This window comes from Luteimonas salinilitoris, assembly GCF_041300785.1.
GTDB lineage: Bacteria > Pseudomonadota > Gammaproteobacteria > Xanthomonadales > Xanthomonadaceae > Luteimonas > Luteimonas salinilitoris.
This window is the reverse complement of the sequence record NZ_JBFWIB010000002.1, coordinates 710,885-726,067: the sequence shown is the minus strand read 5'-3', so window position 1 is coordinate 726,067 and position 15,183 is coordinate 710,885. Positions and strand designations below refer to the sequence as shown.

Sequence of the window (15,183 nt, the reverse complement as noted above, 5' to 3'; positions counted from 1 at the left end):
TCGCGATGCGGCGATCCGTGGCGTCGACGTAACTTTTGTGCACGGGCGCGATATGGCCGGCTCTTTTGCTTCTTCGGCGCCGGCCGCTGTGGCACAGTGCGGATTCCTGAACGTGGAGCGGATCCATGCGCAAACTGCGGCTGTTGCTGCTGTCCCTGTTGTTCGCCACCGCCGCGGCCGGCGCCCAGGCGCGCGATGGCATGACCCTCGAGCAGATCGCGAAAACGCGCATGGTGACGCAAGTCGCGATCAGCCCGGACGGCAGCGAGACCGCCTATGTGCTGTCGGTGCCGCGGCGTCTCGGCGTGGACAAGGACGGCGCCGCCCGCACCGAACTGCATGTGGTCGATCGCGGCGGCGACAGCCGCGGTTTCGTGACCGGCCAGGTCGAGGTGAAGGCGCCGGCCTGGTTCCCCGACGGGCGTGCGATCGCCTTCCTGTCCAAGCGCGACGGCGACAAGACCTCGGCGCTGTACCGGATCCCGCTGCGCGGCGGCGAGGCGACCCGGATCGCTGGGCTCGGCTCCGACATTTCCGCGTTCAGCCTGTCGCCGGACGGCGGCCGGGCGGCGCTTCTGGCCGTCGAACCGGAGAGCGACGCGTCGAAGGCGCTGGAGAAGCAGGGCTTCACGCAGAAGGTGTACGAGGAAGACTGGCGTCCGGTGCAGCTGTGGATCCAGGATCTCGGCGACGACCAGGCGAAGCCGCGTCACGTCGAGGTCGAGGGCAGCGTGCAGAAGGTGCTGTGGAGCCCCGTCGGAGACCGCCTGGCGCTGGTGGTCACGCCGCGCCAGCTGACCGACGACACCCTGGTGTTCGCGCGCGTGCGCATCATCGCGACCGACGGGCGCGAGCTCGGGCGCGTCGACAATCCCGGCAAGCTCGGCGACCTGGCCTGGAGCCCGGACGGAGAACACCTGGCGATCATTTCCGCCGAGGATGCGCACGACCCGCGCGAGGGCCGGCTGGCCGTGGTGGGCAAGGACGGCGGCGAACAACGCGACCTGCTGCCGGGCCTGGAAGGGCACGTCTGGAGCGTCGGCTGGCGCGATGCCTCGCGGCTGCTGTTCATCAGCCACGAGGGCGTGCAGAGCCGGCTCGGCGAGATCGGCGTCGACGGCGGCGGGCAACGCACGCTGCTCGCGGCACAGGGGCCGGTCTGGTACGGATTGAGCGTGGCGGACAACGGCGAGATCGCGCTGCTGGCGAACGCGCCGACGCATCCGAACGAGGTCTTCCACCTCGCAGCGAACGCGACTGTGCCGCGGCGCCTGACCGACAGCAATCCATGGCTCGCGGACGTGCGTTTCGCCGAGCAGGAAGCGGTGCGCTACCGCGCCCGCGACGGCCTCGAGCTCGAAGGCGTGCTGGTGCATCCGCTCGAGCGCCGCGGCAGCCGCCGCGTGCCGTTGATCCTGGTCGTGCACGGCGGCCCGGAATCGCATTACTCCAACGGCTGGATGAACAGCTACGCGCAGCCGGCGCACCATGCCGCCGCGCGCGGCTTCGCGATGTTCTTCCCCAACTATCGCGCCAGCACCGGGCGCGGCGTGGCGTTCTCCAAGCTCGATCGCGGGCGCCCCGGCATGGAGGAGTTCGACGACCTGGTCGACGGCGTCGATCACCTGGTCGAGATCGGCCTGGTCGACCGCGACAAGGTCGGCATCACCGGCGGCTCCTACGGCGGTTACGCCAGCGCCTGGGGCGCCACGTACTACAGCGAGCGTTTCGCCGCGTCGGTGATGTTCGTGGGGATCTCCGACCAGGCCAGCCTGGTCACCGCCGGGGACATCCCGCAGGAGCAGTATCTGGTCCACATGGGGACCTGGCCGTGGGAGGACCCGGAGCTCTACCGCCAGGCCAGCCCGATCACGCATGCGCAGAAGTCGCGCACGCCGACGCTGATCCTGCACGGCGAGGCCGACCCGCGCGTGCCGCCGATGCAGTCGTACATGATGTACCGCTACCTGAAGCTGGCGGGCCAGGCGCCGGTGCGGCTGGTGCTGTATCCGGGCGAGGGCCACGGCAACGCGCGCGCCGCCTCGCGCTGGGACTACTCGCTGCGGCTGATGCGCTGGATGGAGCACTACCTGCAAGGGCCGGGCGGCGAGCCGCCGGAGTACGAGATCGATCACCGCCTGCCGGAGCCGGAGGCGGCTGAAGACAAGGCGTGAACCCGATCGCCGGCGCCGCCTGTGCGTGGTGCCCGATCCGGAACGTTCGGCGTCGTGACGCATTCACGTGCGTCCGGAGTCGCCTTTCCCGGCCGCAGGTACGTCCGCATCACGCTACCTTGAGCCAGGCGTTGCTAGTGTCGCGGTTGTTCGCACCAAGCGGTGCGCACACCTCCGGCTACACGCCGTATCCCCACACCGCGCTCCGGGATCGGCCCTGCCGATCCCGGCGTCAGACCATGGAGCCCCCACCATGAACGAACACGACAAGACCACTCATACCCTCAACGACCTCATCGAGATCGCCCGCGACGGCCAGGAATTCTACGAGGAGGCCGCGAGCAAGATCGACGATGCCGATCTCAAGGCGCTGTTCACCCGCATCGCCGGCATCAAGGCGGCGATCGTCAACGAACTCGGCGGTGCGGTCCAGGCGGCCGGCGGCAAGGTGGAAACCTCCGGCACCGCCGTCGGCAGCATGCAGCAGTTCTACGGCAAGATCCGCGCGACACTCGGCGACAAGGCCTACGGCTACGTGGCCGAACTGGAGGAGTCGGAGGACCGTCTGCTGGAGGCCTTCGAGAACGCCGCCGGCGACCGGGACATCCCGGTGGCCGCCCGCGACATCGTCATCCGGCTGCTGCCGGAAGTGCGGTCCTGCCACCAGGTGATGCGCGACCGCAAGCGGGCGATGAAGCACGCCGCCTAGCGGGCGCACCAGAGCGCCGAAGGCCGGCTATCGTGGCCGGCCTTCGCCGAAGGCCGGTCTCCCGGTCGCGGGTATCATGGCGCCATGTCGAAGCTGCTGCTCAACCTGCGCCACGTGCCCGACGACGAGGCCGACGACGTGCGCGCCTTTCTCGATGCGCACCGGATCGCTTGGTACGAGACCAAACCCGGCCCGCTCGGCATCTCGCAGGGCGCGATCTGGGTCAAGCACGACAGCGACATCGCCAAAGCCAAGCGGCTGATGGCCGCCTACCAGGGCGAGCGCCGGACGCGCGTGCGCGCCGAGCATGCCGCCGCGCGCCGTGCCGGCAGCGCCGAGACCTTCGCCTCGCTGCTGCGCGAGCGGCCCGGCTGGGTCCTGCTGCGGGTGCTGGGCATCGTGCTGCTGCTGGCGTTGATGGCGTTGCCCGGTTACCTGCTGTGGCGGTGACGATGGTGCGCGGCGGATGAGCGCAGCCGGCCGCCGAGGCGCGACCGCCGGCGCGAATCCGGCGCCCGCCGGTGCCGGCCGGCGCCGGGTGCTGTTCGCCAGCATGGTCGGCACCACCATCGAGTTCTTCGATTTCTACATCTACGCCACGGCCGCGGTGCTGGTGTTTCCGGCGCTGTTCTTTCCGGCGGCCGATCCGGCGTCGGCGACGCTGCAATCGCTGGCGACGTTCGCGCTGGCGTTCTCCGCGCGCCCGGTCGGCTCGGCCGTGTTCGGGCACTTCGGTGACCGTGTCGGGCGCAAGACCACGCTGGTCGCGGCATTGCTGACGATGGGCCTGTCGACCGTGGCCATCGGCCTGCTGCCGACCCACGCCCAGATCGGCATGGCGGCGCCGGTGCTGCTGGCGCTGTGCCGGCTGGGGCAGGGGCTCGGGCTGGGCGGCGAGTGGGGCGGGGCGGTCCTGCTGGCGACCGAGAACGCACCGCCGGAGAAGCGTGCCTGGTACGGCATGTTCCCGCAGCTCGGCGCCCCGATCGGCTTCTTCATGGCGACCGGCGTCTTCCTGCTGCTGACGGCGATGATGGACGACGCCGCCTTCTTCGCCTGGGGCTGGCGGATCCCGTTTCTCGCAAGCGCGGCGCTTGTGGCGGTCGGCCTGTGGGTGCGGCTGCGCATCCACGAGACGCCCGCCTTCCAGCGCGTGCTCGACCGGCAGGAGCGCGTGCGCCTGCCGATCGCGGAAGTGCTGCTGCGCTACCCGCGTGCGCTGCTGCTCGGCACGGTGCTGGCGCTGGCGACCTTCGTGCTGTTCTACCTGATGACGGTGTTCGCGCTGAGCTGGGGCACCTCGCAGCTCGGCTACACCCGCGAACAGTTCCTGTGGCTGCAGATGCTGGGGGTGGTGTGCTTCGGTGCCACGATCCCGCTGGCGGCGCTGTACGCCGATCGCCATGGACGCCGCCGCGCGATGATCCTGGCGACGCTGGCGATCTTCGTCTTCGGGCTGTGCTTCGCGCCGCTGTTCGTCGCCGGCAGTCTCGGCGGCACGCTGCTGTTCCTGGTGCTGGGGCTGGGCCTGATGGGCCTGACGTACGGCCCGGTCGGCACGCTGCTGGCCGAGCAGTTCCCGACCGAGGTGCGCTACACCGGGGCTTCGCTGGCGTTCAACCTGGCGGGGATCTTCGGCGCGTCGCTGGCGCCGTACGTCGCCACCTGGCTGGCGGGCCGCTATGGGCTGCAGTCGGTCGGCTGGTACCTGTGCGCGGCGGCGCTGCTGACGCTCGGCGCGCTGCTGGCGGCGCCGCGACGCGGGCACGACGCCGGAGTCGCGGGCGAAGAAGCCGGGCGCGCTCACGTGACGTGCATGCCTTCCTCCTATGATTGATCGTTGCCTCGGTTCACCGGTCCTTGCGATGAATACCAAACTCCGCCGTTTCTCGCTCGCGCTCTGTGTCGCGGCCGCGCCCTGGTTCATCGCCGGCTGCAATTCGTCGCAACCGGAGGGGGCTGGCGATGCCGCACCTCCCCAGGCGGAGAGCACCGCGCCTCCGCCGCAGGAAAACCCCGAGCCGGATCCGTCCAAGGAGCGGGTCGAGCGCGCGGCGCCGCCGGAAGTGCGGCCGGTGGCGCTGGGCGAGTTCGAGCCCGAGGATCCGGTGGCGGAGGCCGCCACCGGCCGGCTGACGCTCGAGGACGATGCGATCCGCGGCGCCAACGGTGCCGAGTTCGTCACCGAACGCATCGCCATCGTCCGCGCTGGCGACGAATACCGGGCGGGCGAGCGTTACGCCGACGCGCTGGCCGTCGGCAGCGAACAGCCGGTGGAACTGCGCCGGGTGCTGGAGGAAACCCCGCCCGACGGCGAACCGGGTGCGGCGTTCTGCGGAGACATGGACACCGGCTACATCGCGCTGGCGAGCATGCCTTCGGACAGCGGCGATACAGTCAAGCTGATCGCCCTGCGCGGCGAATCGATGCCGGCGGCCGCGGCCGAGGACGTCACCCTGTGCGCCGCGGCGCATTACCAAGCCGCCAGGTGAAGATGCGCACGGTTTCAGCTGACCGGAGTCGAGCACCCGGTCGCGGAGGTTGGATGTGCGTTTCACGCAGGTTGAACATCTTTCTGCACTCCGGCCCGCATAATCAGGTGTCCAGCCTTGCCTCCCCTGAGTTCGTGCGCTGGAGTTCCTTGCGATGGAGTTCTCCAAGTGATGAAACAGATTCCACGAGGCGCTCGCGCCGTCCTGACCGTGTGCGCGCTTGCGTTGCTCGCCCTCGCGGCAGGCTGCCAGCCGGCGCCGGACACCGCATCCGACGCCACGGTCCGTACCTCGCCGGTCGTGGTCCAGGCAGCGCCGCCGGCGGACGTGCCGGAGGCCGATCCGACCCGGGCCACCGCACGCGCCGCGCCGCCGATGCTGCATCCGGTGGCGCTGGGGACGTTCGAGTCGGGGAGTCCGATCGCCGAGTCCGTGACCGGCAACGTGACCATTGAAGGTGCGCTGATCCGCGGCGAGAACGGCGCCGAATTCGTCACCGAACGCGTCGCCATCGTCCGCGGCAGCGACGAGTATCGCCCGGGCGAACGCTACGCCGATGCGCTGATGATCGGCGCCGAGCATCCGGTCGAACTGCGGCGGGTGGTATCGGAGAAGTCGCCGACGCTCAGCCCCGGCAGCGCCTTCTGCCGGAACTTCAAGACCGGCTATCTGGCCATTGCCAAGATTTCCGAGGACGACAACGACGTGGTCCGGGTGATGGGCCTGCGCGGCAGCGAGATGCCGGCGCCCAGCGCCGAGGACATCGCCGTCTGCACCTCCTCGCAGTACTTCGCGCGTCGCTGAGCCGCGGCGCGGGGTGCGAATGCACCCATGGTGCCCGGCCGCCGCGGCGGCCGATGCACCGATGTCCGTTTATTCCTTCAGCGGTCCGCCGATCGACCAGACGTGCCCGAACGGATCGCGGAGCTGGCCGTAGCGCGCGCCCCAGAACTGGTTGTCCAGCGGCATGAGCACCTCGGCGCCCGCCGCCTGTGCCTGTGCCCAGGCGGTATCGGCATCCGTGACCTCGAGATGCAGGGTACAGCTCGCGCCGCCGAGCCGGTTCGGCGCCTTGGCGCCGCCGAACTCCCCGTACTCCGGAAACTCGTCGTGCAGGTAGAGCGCGCCGCCGTCGAGACTCAAGTGCGCATGCATCAGCCGCTTGCCGTCGTCGGCGGGATGCTTCGCTTCCAGCCTGGCGCCGAAGGCCTTCTCGTAGAACGCGATGGCCGCCTCGCCGTCGCTGACGACCAGGTGGGGAACGAGGGCGATATTGCTCATGGGCATTCTCCTTGACAGGAACGATTGGCAGTCGTGCGTCGCCGAGTCCGATGCGATGGATGTTCCGCGGCACTCGGGCCGGCGCGACCGGGGCGGCCGGCGTCCGCCGCCGGATCCGCACGGCGCAGAATGCCACGCCGCGCCAGGCAGCCCCTTCCGCTGCAGTGAAGCGTGGGCCGTCGCCACGGGCGGTGTCAGTGAATAGCCCGCATCTCGAGCCAACGGGTGAGATTTTGGTCCATCGTGATGGGCTTGGCTATTGATTGGCACCGCCCGTGGCGACGGGGCTTGTCTCATCGCAACGGAGAAGGCTGCCTGGCGCGGCGCGGTATCGCGCGCATGGCGCGCTCCTACGGGTCGGACAGGCCTGCCCGCTCAGGCGGCAGGCAGCCGCTTTGCGTACTCGCGTTCCAACCGGGTATGTGCGATCCAGAAGTTGGCCGGCAGACGGTCGTGCAAACGGTCGAGCAGGATGCACAGATGGGCATGCCAGCCGCTGGCGACGCTGGCCATGTCGCTGCGCTGCAGGCGGCGATGGGTCAGGACCAGCAGGACGCGATCGCCCTGCGGCGACAGCTCGAAGGCGACCTCGGAGGCGTCGTCGCCAGTGTCGCCCCAGGTATAGGCCAGGCGCCGCGGCGGGTCGCAGGTGGTCACGCGGCCATGATTGACGTGGCCGTTCTCGTGCATCTCGCGATAGCGTTCGGGCACCGGGCCCTGTACCGGCGAAAGCTCGGCGTGCCGGAAGCGCAGCTCGACCGCGCCGCCGACCCGCAGCTCCATGCCGCCCCCGGCCAGCCACTGGCGACGCTTGTCGGGCTCGGTGAGCCAGGCCCAGACGCGCTCGATGGGGCCGGGCAGCAGGCGTTCGATCCGCACCGTGTCGGAGGCGGTCAATTCGGCGTAGGCGTCGTTCATCACGCTGTTCCGTATCGTTGTCGCGGCGTGGCTACCATTCGCGCTCCTCCGGGGAGACCAGGTGCACGATCGAGGCAGGACTGAGGATCCAGAACGATTCGGCGCCTTCCCCGAGCGGTTCGATGTCGTCGCAGCGCACGACATTCGCGGCCTCGAGCCGCGCACGCGTGGCTTCGATATCGTCGGTGGCCACCTGCAGCCAGATCTCGCTCTGGCTGAGCCCCGGCGCACGGTCGATCCACAACTGGTTGGCGCCGAACTCGAAGCCGGTTTCCGGGGCGTGACCGGTGATCGGCTTCAGCCCGAGCACGTCGCGATAGAAGGCGACGGTGGCGTCCCAGGTGTGTGGCGGGACCTTCATGGCGATGTTGCGGCCGCCGCGGACGGCGGGCATTGGACGACTCATGCCTGGCTCCTGTGGTTGGGAGATGAAGGGGAGGGATCGTGCAAGCCCGATCCACGGCGGATCACATCTCGACGATGCTCTTGAATCCACCCCAGATCATGCGCTTTGGGTCGAACGGCATCGCCTTCGGGTCGATCGCGGCGAGGCGCGGATCGGCCATCACCTTCTTGTTGACGCGGTCGCGCTGCGCGCGCGACTTGTAGACGATGTACGAGAACACCACCACCTCGTCCGGCTTCAGCTTGACTGCCTGCGGGAACGAGGTGACCTTTCCGGGCTGCACGTCATCGGCCACGCACTCCACATACTGCAGCGCGCCGTATTCCATCCAGACCTCGCCGGCCTTGCGCGCCAGCGCGCGATAGGCGGACAGCTTGTCCCTGGGGACCGCGAGCAGGAAACCGTCGACGTAACTCATGGGGTGCTCCTTGACTTGAATGTGGGGCGGATGGAATGCCGGCCGGGGGCTAACCGGCCTCCTGGAGTCGCTTCTCCAGCTGCTCGAGCACGTCGGGCCAGGCGGCAGCATGCTTGTCGCGGGCCGCCGCGTCGGCGAAGCCGGCATGGGTCAGCCGCAGGCGTGTGCCGCAGGCCGTGCCTTCCAGTTCCACGGTGACCATCGTTTCCGCGCCTTCGGTGCCGCCGGCGCCGGTGACCCAGGCGAGCTGGACCAGGCGCGCGGGGACCAGGCGCAGGAAGCGCCCGTAGTGCGGATGCCGCATGGCCGGCCTGCCGGCCTCGACCGCATACTCGGTTTCGAAGAAGAACGGCGCGTCGACCTCGGCGCGCATCCGCACCGAACCGGGTGCGGCGAACCACAGTTCGAAGCGCTCGGTCCAGGCCTCGAAGACCGCCGCCGGCGATACCGGCAGTTCGCGCTCGACGACGAAGTCGTGCGGACGTCGCGACAGGTCGGGCATGCGGGCGGAAGCGGTTGCGGTCATGTCCATGCACCTGCAGGTGGGCTGGGGATCGATCCTTTACCGGCTGGGTTCGCAGTGCTTCCTGAGCATGTCCAGCGTCACGCCCCAGGCGGTGTTGCAGAAGCCGATGAATTCGCTGTCGGGATCCCAGCCCGCGTGGCGGAAGTCCAGCACCGTCATCGCCTTGCCTTCGTCGTCCAGGCCCAGCCACTGACCCGGGCTGGGGCGCTCGTCGAGGTCGAAGGCGATGCGGGTGCCGGCCCATGCCGAGGCGGGGCTGCGCGCCGGATGCCGGCTCACGATTTCCCATGCGACGCGTCGCGCGGGAACGCATTCCAGCACCTTCATCCGCACGTCCCCGTGTGCGGGGCCGGGGCTGTGTGCGAGCACCAGGCCATCGCCGGTCCCGGTGGAGGTATGCGGCGCCCACCAGCGGCCGAGGCCCTTGGCGGTCGCGAGCGCGTCATAGACGGCCGTCGCCGGCGCGTCGATCCAGATCTGGTGATAGAGCGTGACCATTCGGTGATTCCTGTTGGTTCCGGTGGGTTCGGGCGCCCGGTCGATGACAGGCACATGCGGATCGCGCCTGCTCATCGGCGCGGCTTCCTTCCGGTGCGCTTCGGCGGCGCGGTGGTCGCGTCGGCCTCCAGCAACGCGGCCAATGCATCGAGGCGTGCATTCCAGAAACGCTCGTAGTGGCGCAGCCATTCCGCGCCGGCATGCAGCGGGTGCGCATCGATCCGCACCCGGTGCCTGCGTCCCTGTACCGTGCGCCGGACCAGGCCGGCGCGCTCCAGCACCTGGATGTGCTTGGAAGCCGCGGCCAGCGACATGTCGAATGGCTCGGCCAGTTCGCCGACGCAGTGCTCGCGTTGCGCCAGCCGTTGCAGCATGCCGCGGCGGGTGCGGTCGGAAAGCGCCTGGAACACGGTGTCCAGGCGGTCGGGACTTCTGTCAACCATATGATTGAATATAGCCTCATCGATTCAGTTGTCAACCGCCTGGTTGAATTTCGGGTGCCGGCAGGCTGGCCGGTGCGGCGCGACTTCCCTGGACCGGTCCGGCCGTCCGGTCGCGCCCGGCGCCAGCCTGCCCGGGCGGGCGTCGCAAGCCCGCGCGGCTCGACGCCCGGCTGCGGCCAGCCCGTACAATCCGCGCATGCTGACCAACGTCGCCGCTTACCGTTTCGTCGCCGTCGAGGACCCGCCCGCACTGGCGCGGCAGGTGCGCGGCTGGGCGCAGGCGGGCCGGCTGCGCGGCACCGTGCTGGTGGCCGGGGAGGGCATCAACCTGTTCCTGGCCGGCGCCGCCGCCGACATCACCACCTTCCTGGCGCGGCTGGGCGACGACCCGCGTTTCTCCGCACTGCCGGTGAAATTCAGCTACAGCCGCGCGCAGCCGTTCGCGCGCCTGAAGGTCAAGGTGAAACCGGAGATCATCGGCTTCCGCCGCGCGGGGACCGCGCCGCTGGGGCGGCGCGCGCCGGCGGTCGCCGCACCCGATCTCGCGCGTTGGATCGGCCAGGGCACGGACACCGCCGGCCGGCGACTGGTGCTACTGGATACCCGCAACCGCGAGGAAGTCGGCCATGGCAGCTTCGCCGGCGCGCTGACGCTACCGATCGACAACTTCGGCGAGCTGCCGGAGGCGCTGGCGCCGCATCGCGAGGCGCTGGCGGATGCGACCGTGGTGAGCTTCTGCACCGGCGGCATCCGCTGCGAGAAGGCCGCGCTATGGATGCACGATGCCGGCATGCCGCATGTCCTGCAGCTCGACGGCGGCATTCTCGGTTACTTCGAGCAGGTGGGCGGGTACGGCTACGAGGGCGACTGCTTCGTGTTCGACGGCCGCGTCGCCCTGGATCCGGCGCTGCGTCCGCGGGTCGACGGCAGTGAAAACCTGAAGGATGCAGCGTGAGCTGGCTCGGGATCGTCGTCATCGTTCTCGGCCTGTACCTGGCCTTCAAGCTGGTCGGTTTCGTGCTGAAGCTGGCGATGTGGCTGCTGGTGATCGTCGGCGCGTACTGGTTCCTGGCGCCGCTGTTCGGTTGGCCGGAGCTGGGCGAGGTGATCCACGTGCTGGGGCCATGAGGCGATGACGTACGTGCGCTGCCTGCGCGGTGTCGGGTCGGGGGTCGAGTACCCGGCCGACGCGCCGATGAACCTCGATCCGGCCGACGGCCGGCCGCTGGAGATGGTGCTCGACCTTGAGCGCCTGGCAGCGGACAGGCCGCATGCGGCCTGGTACGACCCGGGGCGCCGCGACATGTGGCGCTTCGGCGCGCTGATGGCGCTGGACGTGTCGGACCCCGCCGATGCCGCGCACGTGGTCGCGCTCGGTGAAGGCCATACCCCGCTGCTCGACTACCGCGATCATCCGGTTGCGCGCCGCGCCGCGCTCGACCTGCGGGTCAAGGACGAGGGCAGGGCGCACCCGGGATTCGGCGCCAACCCGACCCAGAGCTTCAAGGACCGCGGGATGGCGATGGTCGTCGCCCAGGCGCGGCGGCTCGGGCTGGCGAAGCTCGCGGTGCCGACGCAGGGCAACGCCGGCGATTCGCTGGTGCGCTACGCGCTGGCGGGCGGATTGTCGGTGGTCGTGGCGATGCCGGGCGATACGCCGATGCCGATCCTCGGCAACGTCGCCGCCGCCGCGCATCGCCATCCGCGACAGGTCGTGCTCGAACTGGCCGGTCCCACCATCCGCGAGGCCGCCGCGCTGCTGCGCGAGCGCTACCTGCCGCAAGGCTATTTCTCGGTCGCGACCTTCCAGGAGCCGGGCTGGCGCATCGAGGGCAAGAAGTCGCTCGGCCTGGAACTGGCGGAGCCGGCGCCCGGCGACAAGCGCTGGTCGCTGCCGGATGCGGTGATCTACCCGACCGGGGGCGGCACCGGCGTGCTCGGCATGTGGAAGGCCTGGGGCGAGCTCGAGGCGCTCGGCCTGATCGGCAGCGCGCGGCCGCGCATGCTGTGCGTGCAGAGCGCGTCGACCGCGCCGCTGGTGCGTGCCTTCGACGACGGCGCAGACGACACGACGGCGATGCCCGCGGGCGCGACCCTCGCCACCGGGCTCAACGTGCCCGGCGGCGTCGGCCACTTCCGCGTGCTGCAGATCGTGCGCGCCAGCGGCGGCGCGGCGGTGGCGGTGAGCGAGGCCAAGATCGCGCGGGAACTCGTGGACCGGTGGCGGAGCACCCGGGACTGGATCTCGCCGGAAGGGGCGGCGTGCCTGGCGGCGCTGCCGCAGCTGCTCGACCGCGGGCTGCTGGCCGCCGGCGAGCGCGTGGTCGCGGTCAACACCGGCTCGGCGGAGAAGTACCTGCCGGCATTGCGGCACCTGCTGCAGGCCGGCGACGGCGTTAACGCGGGGTGATTCACCCGCCTTATGCGGGGGTTGCGTTCGAATACTGGGCGGGCCCCGGCACCGCCATCGGCAAGGCGCTCGACCTCGCCGCCGCCGCGGTCACCAGCGATCCCGGAAAGGCGGCCGGCAACGAGCGCGTGGACCTGCCCTAGCGTCGCTCAGAAGAACTCGCGCGTGGGCAGGGTGTAGAGCTTCTGCGGGCGGCCGACGAGGTCGAGGAAATTGTTGAACACCGCGCCGGCGCTGGCCTGCATCGCGGCGATGTGCTGCCGCGTCTGCGCCTGGATCGCCCGTGCGTCGTGCGGCAGGCCCGAGGCCAGCAGTTCCTCGCGATAGTGCGGGTTGTGCAGCCAGCGCTCGACCAGCGGCTGGTCCATCTCCAGGTGGAACTGGAAGCCGTAGGCGTTTTCGCCCCAGCGGAAGGCCTGCGGCTCGCAGGTCTCGGTGCGCGCCAGGTGCACGGCTTCGCCCGGGACCTCGAACTGGTAGCGGTGCCACTGGAACACCGGGGCGGCGGCCTGCAGCGGCGCCAGCACCGGGTCTTCGCGGCCGGCGTCGGTGACGTGCAGCGGGTACCAGCCGATCTCGGGCTGTTCGCGGCGCGTCACGCCCGCGCCGAGCACGTGCGCGAGCAGCTGCGCGCCGAGGCAGATGCCCAGCACCGGCTTGCCCTGCCGCAGCATGCGTTCGATCGCCAGCAGTTCGGTGCGCAGGTGCGGGCGATGCGCGCGATCGTCGACGTTCATCGGCCCGCCCAGCACCACCAGGCCACGGTAGCGGTCGACGTTCGGCTGCGCGTCCGGCTCGCGTTCGAAGTTGACGAAGCGGATGCGATGGCCGCGCCGACGGATCAGCGGATCGAGCGTGCCGAGCGGTTCGGCGGCGACATGCTGGAACACCAGGATGCGGGACATGGCCGGATTCTAGCCGGAGTCTTTCTGTTCTCCGGTGCCGGTCTACGTGCGTGGCTCAACGCTTCCCGGGCTTGGGCCTGCCGGCGGGCTTGCCGCGCGGCGGACCGGCGAAGGGGCGCTTGCCGCGGGGCGGCCCGTCGGTATCACCGGCCTCGGCACGGCGCAGGCTCAGCTGCTGCCCGGCCACGCGCACGCGCTTGAGGTGTTCCATCAGTTCGCGCGGCATGCCTTCCGGCAGGTCGACCAGGCTGTGATCGTCGCGGATGTCGATGCGGCCGATGTAGCGGCTTTCCAGGTCCGCCTCGTTGGCGATCGCGCCGACGATGTTGCCGGGCTGCACGCCATGGCGATGGCCGACCTCGATGCGGAAGGTTTCCATGCCGGTTTCCGGCGCGCGCGGGCCCTGGTCGCGGGGCGCCCGCGGCTTTTGCGGGCGCTCCGCCGGGCGCGCATCGCCGCGGGCGGGGTGCCGTTCGCCGCGTTCGGCACGTTCGCCGCGTTCCGGCGCCGGCCTCGGCCGCTCGCGCGGCGGCTCCAGCAGCAGCGGCGTGTCGCCCTGCAGCAGGCCGGCCAGCGCCGCTGCGATCTCGACGGCGGGGACGTTGTGCTCGCGCTCGTAGCGCTCGATCAGGTCGCGGAACAGGCCGATCTGGCCGCTCTCCAGGCCGCTGCCGATGCGCTCGAGGAACTTGGCGACGCGGCGCTCGTTGACGGTCTCCACGCTCGGCAGCTCCATCGGCTCGATCTTCTGCCGGGTCGCGCGTTCGATCGCGCCGAGCATGCCGCGCTCGCGCGGGGCCACGAACAGGATCGCCTCGCCGCTGCGCCCGGCACGGCCGGTGCGGCCGATGCGGTGGACGTAGCTCTCGGTGTCGTAGGGGATGTCGTAGTTCAGCACGTGGCTGACGCGCTCGACGTCGAGCCCGCGCGCGGCGACGTCAGTCGCGACCAGGATGTCGACGCGGCCGTCCTTGAGCGACTGCACCAGCTTCTCGCGCTGCTTCTGCTCGACGTCGCCGTGGATCGCGGCGGCCGACAGCCCGCGCGCGGCCAGCTTGTCGGCCAGTTCCTGGGTGCCGAGCTTGGTGCGCGCGAACACCAGCATGCCGTCGAAGGGCTCGGCCTCGAGGATGCGGGTGAGCGCGTCGAGCTTGTTGACGCCGCTGACCATCCAGTAGCGCTGGCGGATGTTCTTGGCGGTGGTGGTGCTCGACTTGATCGCGATCTCGACCGGATCCTTGAGGTAGGTCTGCGCGATGCGCCGGATCTGTTGCGGCATCGTCGCCGAGAACAGTGCGACCTGCCGGGTCTCGGGGGTCTTCTTCAGCACCGCCTCGACGTCGTCGATGAAGCCCATGCGCAGCATCTCGTCGGCCTCGTCCAGCACCAGGCAACGCAGCTCCGACAGGTCCAGGGAGCCGCGCTCCAGGTGATCGATCACCCGCCCCGGCGTGCCGACGACGACGTGCACCCCGCGCTTGAGCGCGCTCAGCTGCGGGCCGTAGCCCTGGCCGCCGTACACCGGCAGCACGTGGAAGCCCGGCAGGTGGCGGGCGTACTTGTGGAACGCCTCGGCAACCTGGATCGCCAGCTCCCGGGTCGGCGCCAGCACCAGCGCCTGCGGTTTTCGCGCCGCCGGCTCCAGCTGGTTGAGGATCGGCAGCGCGAACGCGGCGGTCTTGCCGGTGCCGGTCTGCGCCTGGCCGAGCACGTCGCGGCCGGCCAGCAGCGGTGGAATGGTCGCGGCCTGGATCGGCGAGGGCGACTCGTAGCCGACGTCGGCCAGCGCGCGCAGCAGCGGTTCCGACAGGGCAAGATCGGTGAAGCGGATATCGTTGGCGGTTTCGGCGCTCATGGAGAATTCTCTGTTCGGCGCCAGCGGGAGCCGTTCGGGCAGTCGGCCATTTTACGCTTTCGGGCGAGGCAGCCTCCGGCGGAGGGGCGCAGGCACGTTCCTGCCGCGCGGCATGCGGGCGCTGCGGCGCCTATCGGTGGGCGCTCCC

Annotated in this window: 19 protein-coding genes; 10 read left to right on the top strand and 9 right to left on the bottom strand. The window is 70.3% G+C overall.

The window, feature by feature from the left end:
- Window positions 1–125: 125 nt before the first annotated feature.
- The 6 genes from AB5T46_RS06505 to AB5T46_RS06480 all read left to right on the top strand — a co-directional run bounded on the left by AB5T46_RS06505 (window position 126) and on the right by AB5T46_RS06480 (window position 6,179).
- Complete coding sequence (locus AB5T46_RS06505) at window positions 126–2,174, top strand: LpqB family beta-propeller domain-containing protein (RefSeq protein ID WP_370563038.1); 2,049 nt, start codon at window positions 126–128, stop codon at window positions 2,172–2,174.
- A 253-nt stretch (window positions 2,175–2,427) separates the two neighbouring features.
- Window positions 2,428–2,883 (top strand): PA2169 family four-helix-bundle protein, encoded by a 456-nt coding sequence (locus AB5T46_RS06500; protein ID WP_370563037.1) that lies wholly within the window; start codon window positions 2,428–2,430, stop codon window positions 2,881–2,883.
- An 84-nt stretch (window positions 2,884–2,967) separates the two neighbouring features.
- Window positions 2,968–3,333: a DUF6164 family protein gene (locus AB5T46_RS06495; RefSeq protein WP_370563036.1), complete on the top strand. Its 366-nt coding sequence runs from the start codon at window positions 2,968–2,970 to the stop codon at window positions 3,331–3,333.
- A gap of 16 nt (window positions 3,334–3,349) precedes the next feature.
- Complete coding sequence (locus AB5T46_RS06490) at window positions 3,350–4,720, top strand: MFS transporter (RefSeq protein WP_370563035.1); 1,371 nt, start codon at window positions 3,350–3,352, stop codon at window positions 4,718–4,720.
- 28 nt (window positions 4,721–4,748) lie between these two features.
- Window positions 4,749–5,375 (top strand): hypothetical protein, encoded by a 627-nt coding sequence (locus tag AB5T46_RS06485; RefSeq protein WP_370563034.1) that lies wholly within the window; start codon window positions 4,749–4,751, stop codon window positions 5,373–5,375.
- 171 nt (window positions 5,376–5,546) lie between these two features.
- On the top strand, window positions 5,547–6,179 hold the full coding sequence (locus tag AB5T46_RS06480) for a hypothetical protein (protein ID WP_370563033.1): 633 nt from the start codon (window positions 5,547–5,549) through the stop codon (window positions 6,177–6,179).
- A 69-nt stretch (window positions 6,180–6,248) separates the two neighbouring features.
- Here the strand turns inward: AB5T46_RS06480 and AB5T46_RS06475 are convergent, their stop codons facing one another.
- From AB5T46_RS06475 to AB5T46_RS06445, 7 genes are all read right to left on the bottom strand, one after another.
- Window positions 6,249–6,656 (bottom strand): VOC family protein, encoded by a 408-nt coding sequence (locus AB5T46_RS06475; RefSeq protein ID WP_370563032.1) that lies wholly within the window; start codon window positions 6,654–6,656, stop codon window positions 6,249–6,251.
- Between the two features lie 375 nt (window positions 6,657–7,031).
- Window positions 7,032–7,574, bottom strand: a complete 543-nt coding sequence (locus AB5T46_RS06470) for an SRPBCC family protein (RefSeq protein ID WP_370563031.1) — start codon at window positions 7,572–7,574, stop codon at window positions 7,032–7,034.
- A 31-nt stretch (window positions 7,575–7,605) separates the two neighbouring features.
- Window positions 7,606–7,980, bottom strand: coding sequence for a VOC family protein (locus AB5T46_RS06465; protein WP_370563030.1), 375 nt, complete (start codon window positions 7,978–7,980; stop codon window positions 7,606–7,608).
- Between the two features lie 61 nt (window positions 7,981–8,041).
- Complete coding sequence (locus AB5T46_RS06460) at window positions 8,042–8,398, bottom strand: DUF1428 domain-containing protein (RefSeq protein WP_370563029.1); 357 nt, start codon at window positions 8,396–8,398, stop codon at window positions 8,042–8,044.
- Between the two features lie 49 nt (window positions 8,399–8,447).
- Complete coding sequence (locus tag AB5T46_RS06455) at window positions 8,448–8,924, bottom strand: SRPBCC family protein (RefSeq protein WP_370563028.1); 477 nt, start codon at window positions 8,922–8,924, stop codon at window positions 8,448–8,450.
- A 36-nt stretch (window positions 8,925–8,960) separates the two neighbouring features.
- On the bottom strand, window positions 8,961–9,497 hold the full coding sequence (locus AB5T46_RS06450; protein ID WP_370563027.1) for an SRPBCC family protein: 537 nt from the start codon (window positions 9,495–9,497) through the stop codon (window positions 8,961–8,963).
- Window positions 9,494–9,865: an ArsR/SmtB family transcription factor gene (locus tag AB5T46_RS06445; protein ID WP_370563026.1), complete on the bottom strand. Its 372-nt coding sequence runs from the start codon at window positions 9,863–9,865 to the stop codon at window positions 9,494–9,496. Before AB5T46_RS06445 ends, AB5T46_RS06450 begins: the two co-directional genes overlap by 4 nt.
- 196 nt (window positions 9,866–10,061) lie before the next feature.
- On the opposite strand from AB5T46_RS06445, the gene AB5T46_RS06440 reads away from it, so the two are divergent.
- The 4 genes from AB5T46_RS06440 to AB5T46_RS06425 are packed head-to-tail and all read left to right on the top strand — an operon-like array spanning window position 10,062 to window position 12,418.
- Window positions 10,062–10,820, top strand: a complete 759-nt coding sequence (locus AB5T46_RS06440; RefSeq protein ID WP_370563025.1) for a sulfurtransferase — start codon at window positions 10,062–10,064, stop codon at window positions 10,818–10,820.
- Entirely contained in the window at window positions 10,817–10,993 is a 177-nt protein-coding gene (locus tag AB5T46_RS06435; protein WP_370563024.1) for a hypothetical protein, read from the top strand. Before AB5T46_RS06440 ends, AB5T46_RS06435 begins: the two co-directional genes overlap by 4 nt.
- Window positions 10,994–10,997: 4 nt before the next feature.
- Complete coding sequence (locus tag AB5T46_RS06430) at window positions 10,998–12,275, top strand: threonine synthase (RefSeq protein ID WP_370563023.1); 1,278 nt, start codon at window positions 10,998–11,000, stop codon at window positions 12,273–12,275.
- Window positions 12,272–12,418: a hypothetical protein gene (locus tag AB5T46_RS06425; protein ID WP_370563022.1), complete on the top strand. Its 147-nt coding sequence runs from the start codon at window positions 12,272–12,274 to the stop codon at window positions 12,416–12,418. Before AB5T46_RS06430 ends, AB5T46_RS06425 begins: the two co-directional genes overlap by 4 nt.
- Before the next feature lie 6 nt (window positions 12,419–12,424).
- Here the strand turns inward: AB5T46_RS06425 and AB5T46_RS06420 are convergent, their stop codons facing one another.
- Window positions 12,425–13,180: a type 1 glutamine amidotransferase gene (locus AB5T46_RS06420; RefSeq protein ID WP_370563021.1), complete on the bottom strand. Its 756-nt coding sequence runs from the start codon at window positions 13,178–13,180 to the stop codon at window positions 12,425–12,427.
- A 55-nt stretch (window positions 13,181–13,235) separates the two neighbouring features.
- Window positions 13,236–15,035, bottom strand: a complete 1,800-nt coding sequence (locus AB5T46_RS06415; protein WP_370563020.1) for a DEAD/DEAH box helicase — start codon at window positions 15,033–15,035, stop codon at window positions 13,236–13,238.
- Window positions 15,036–15,183: the final 148 nt, after the last annotated feature.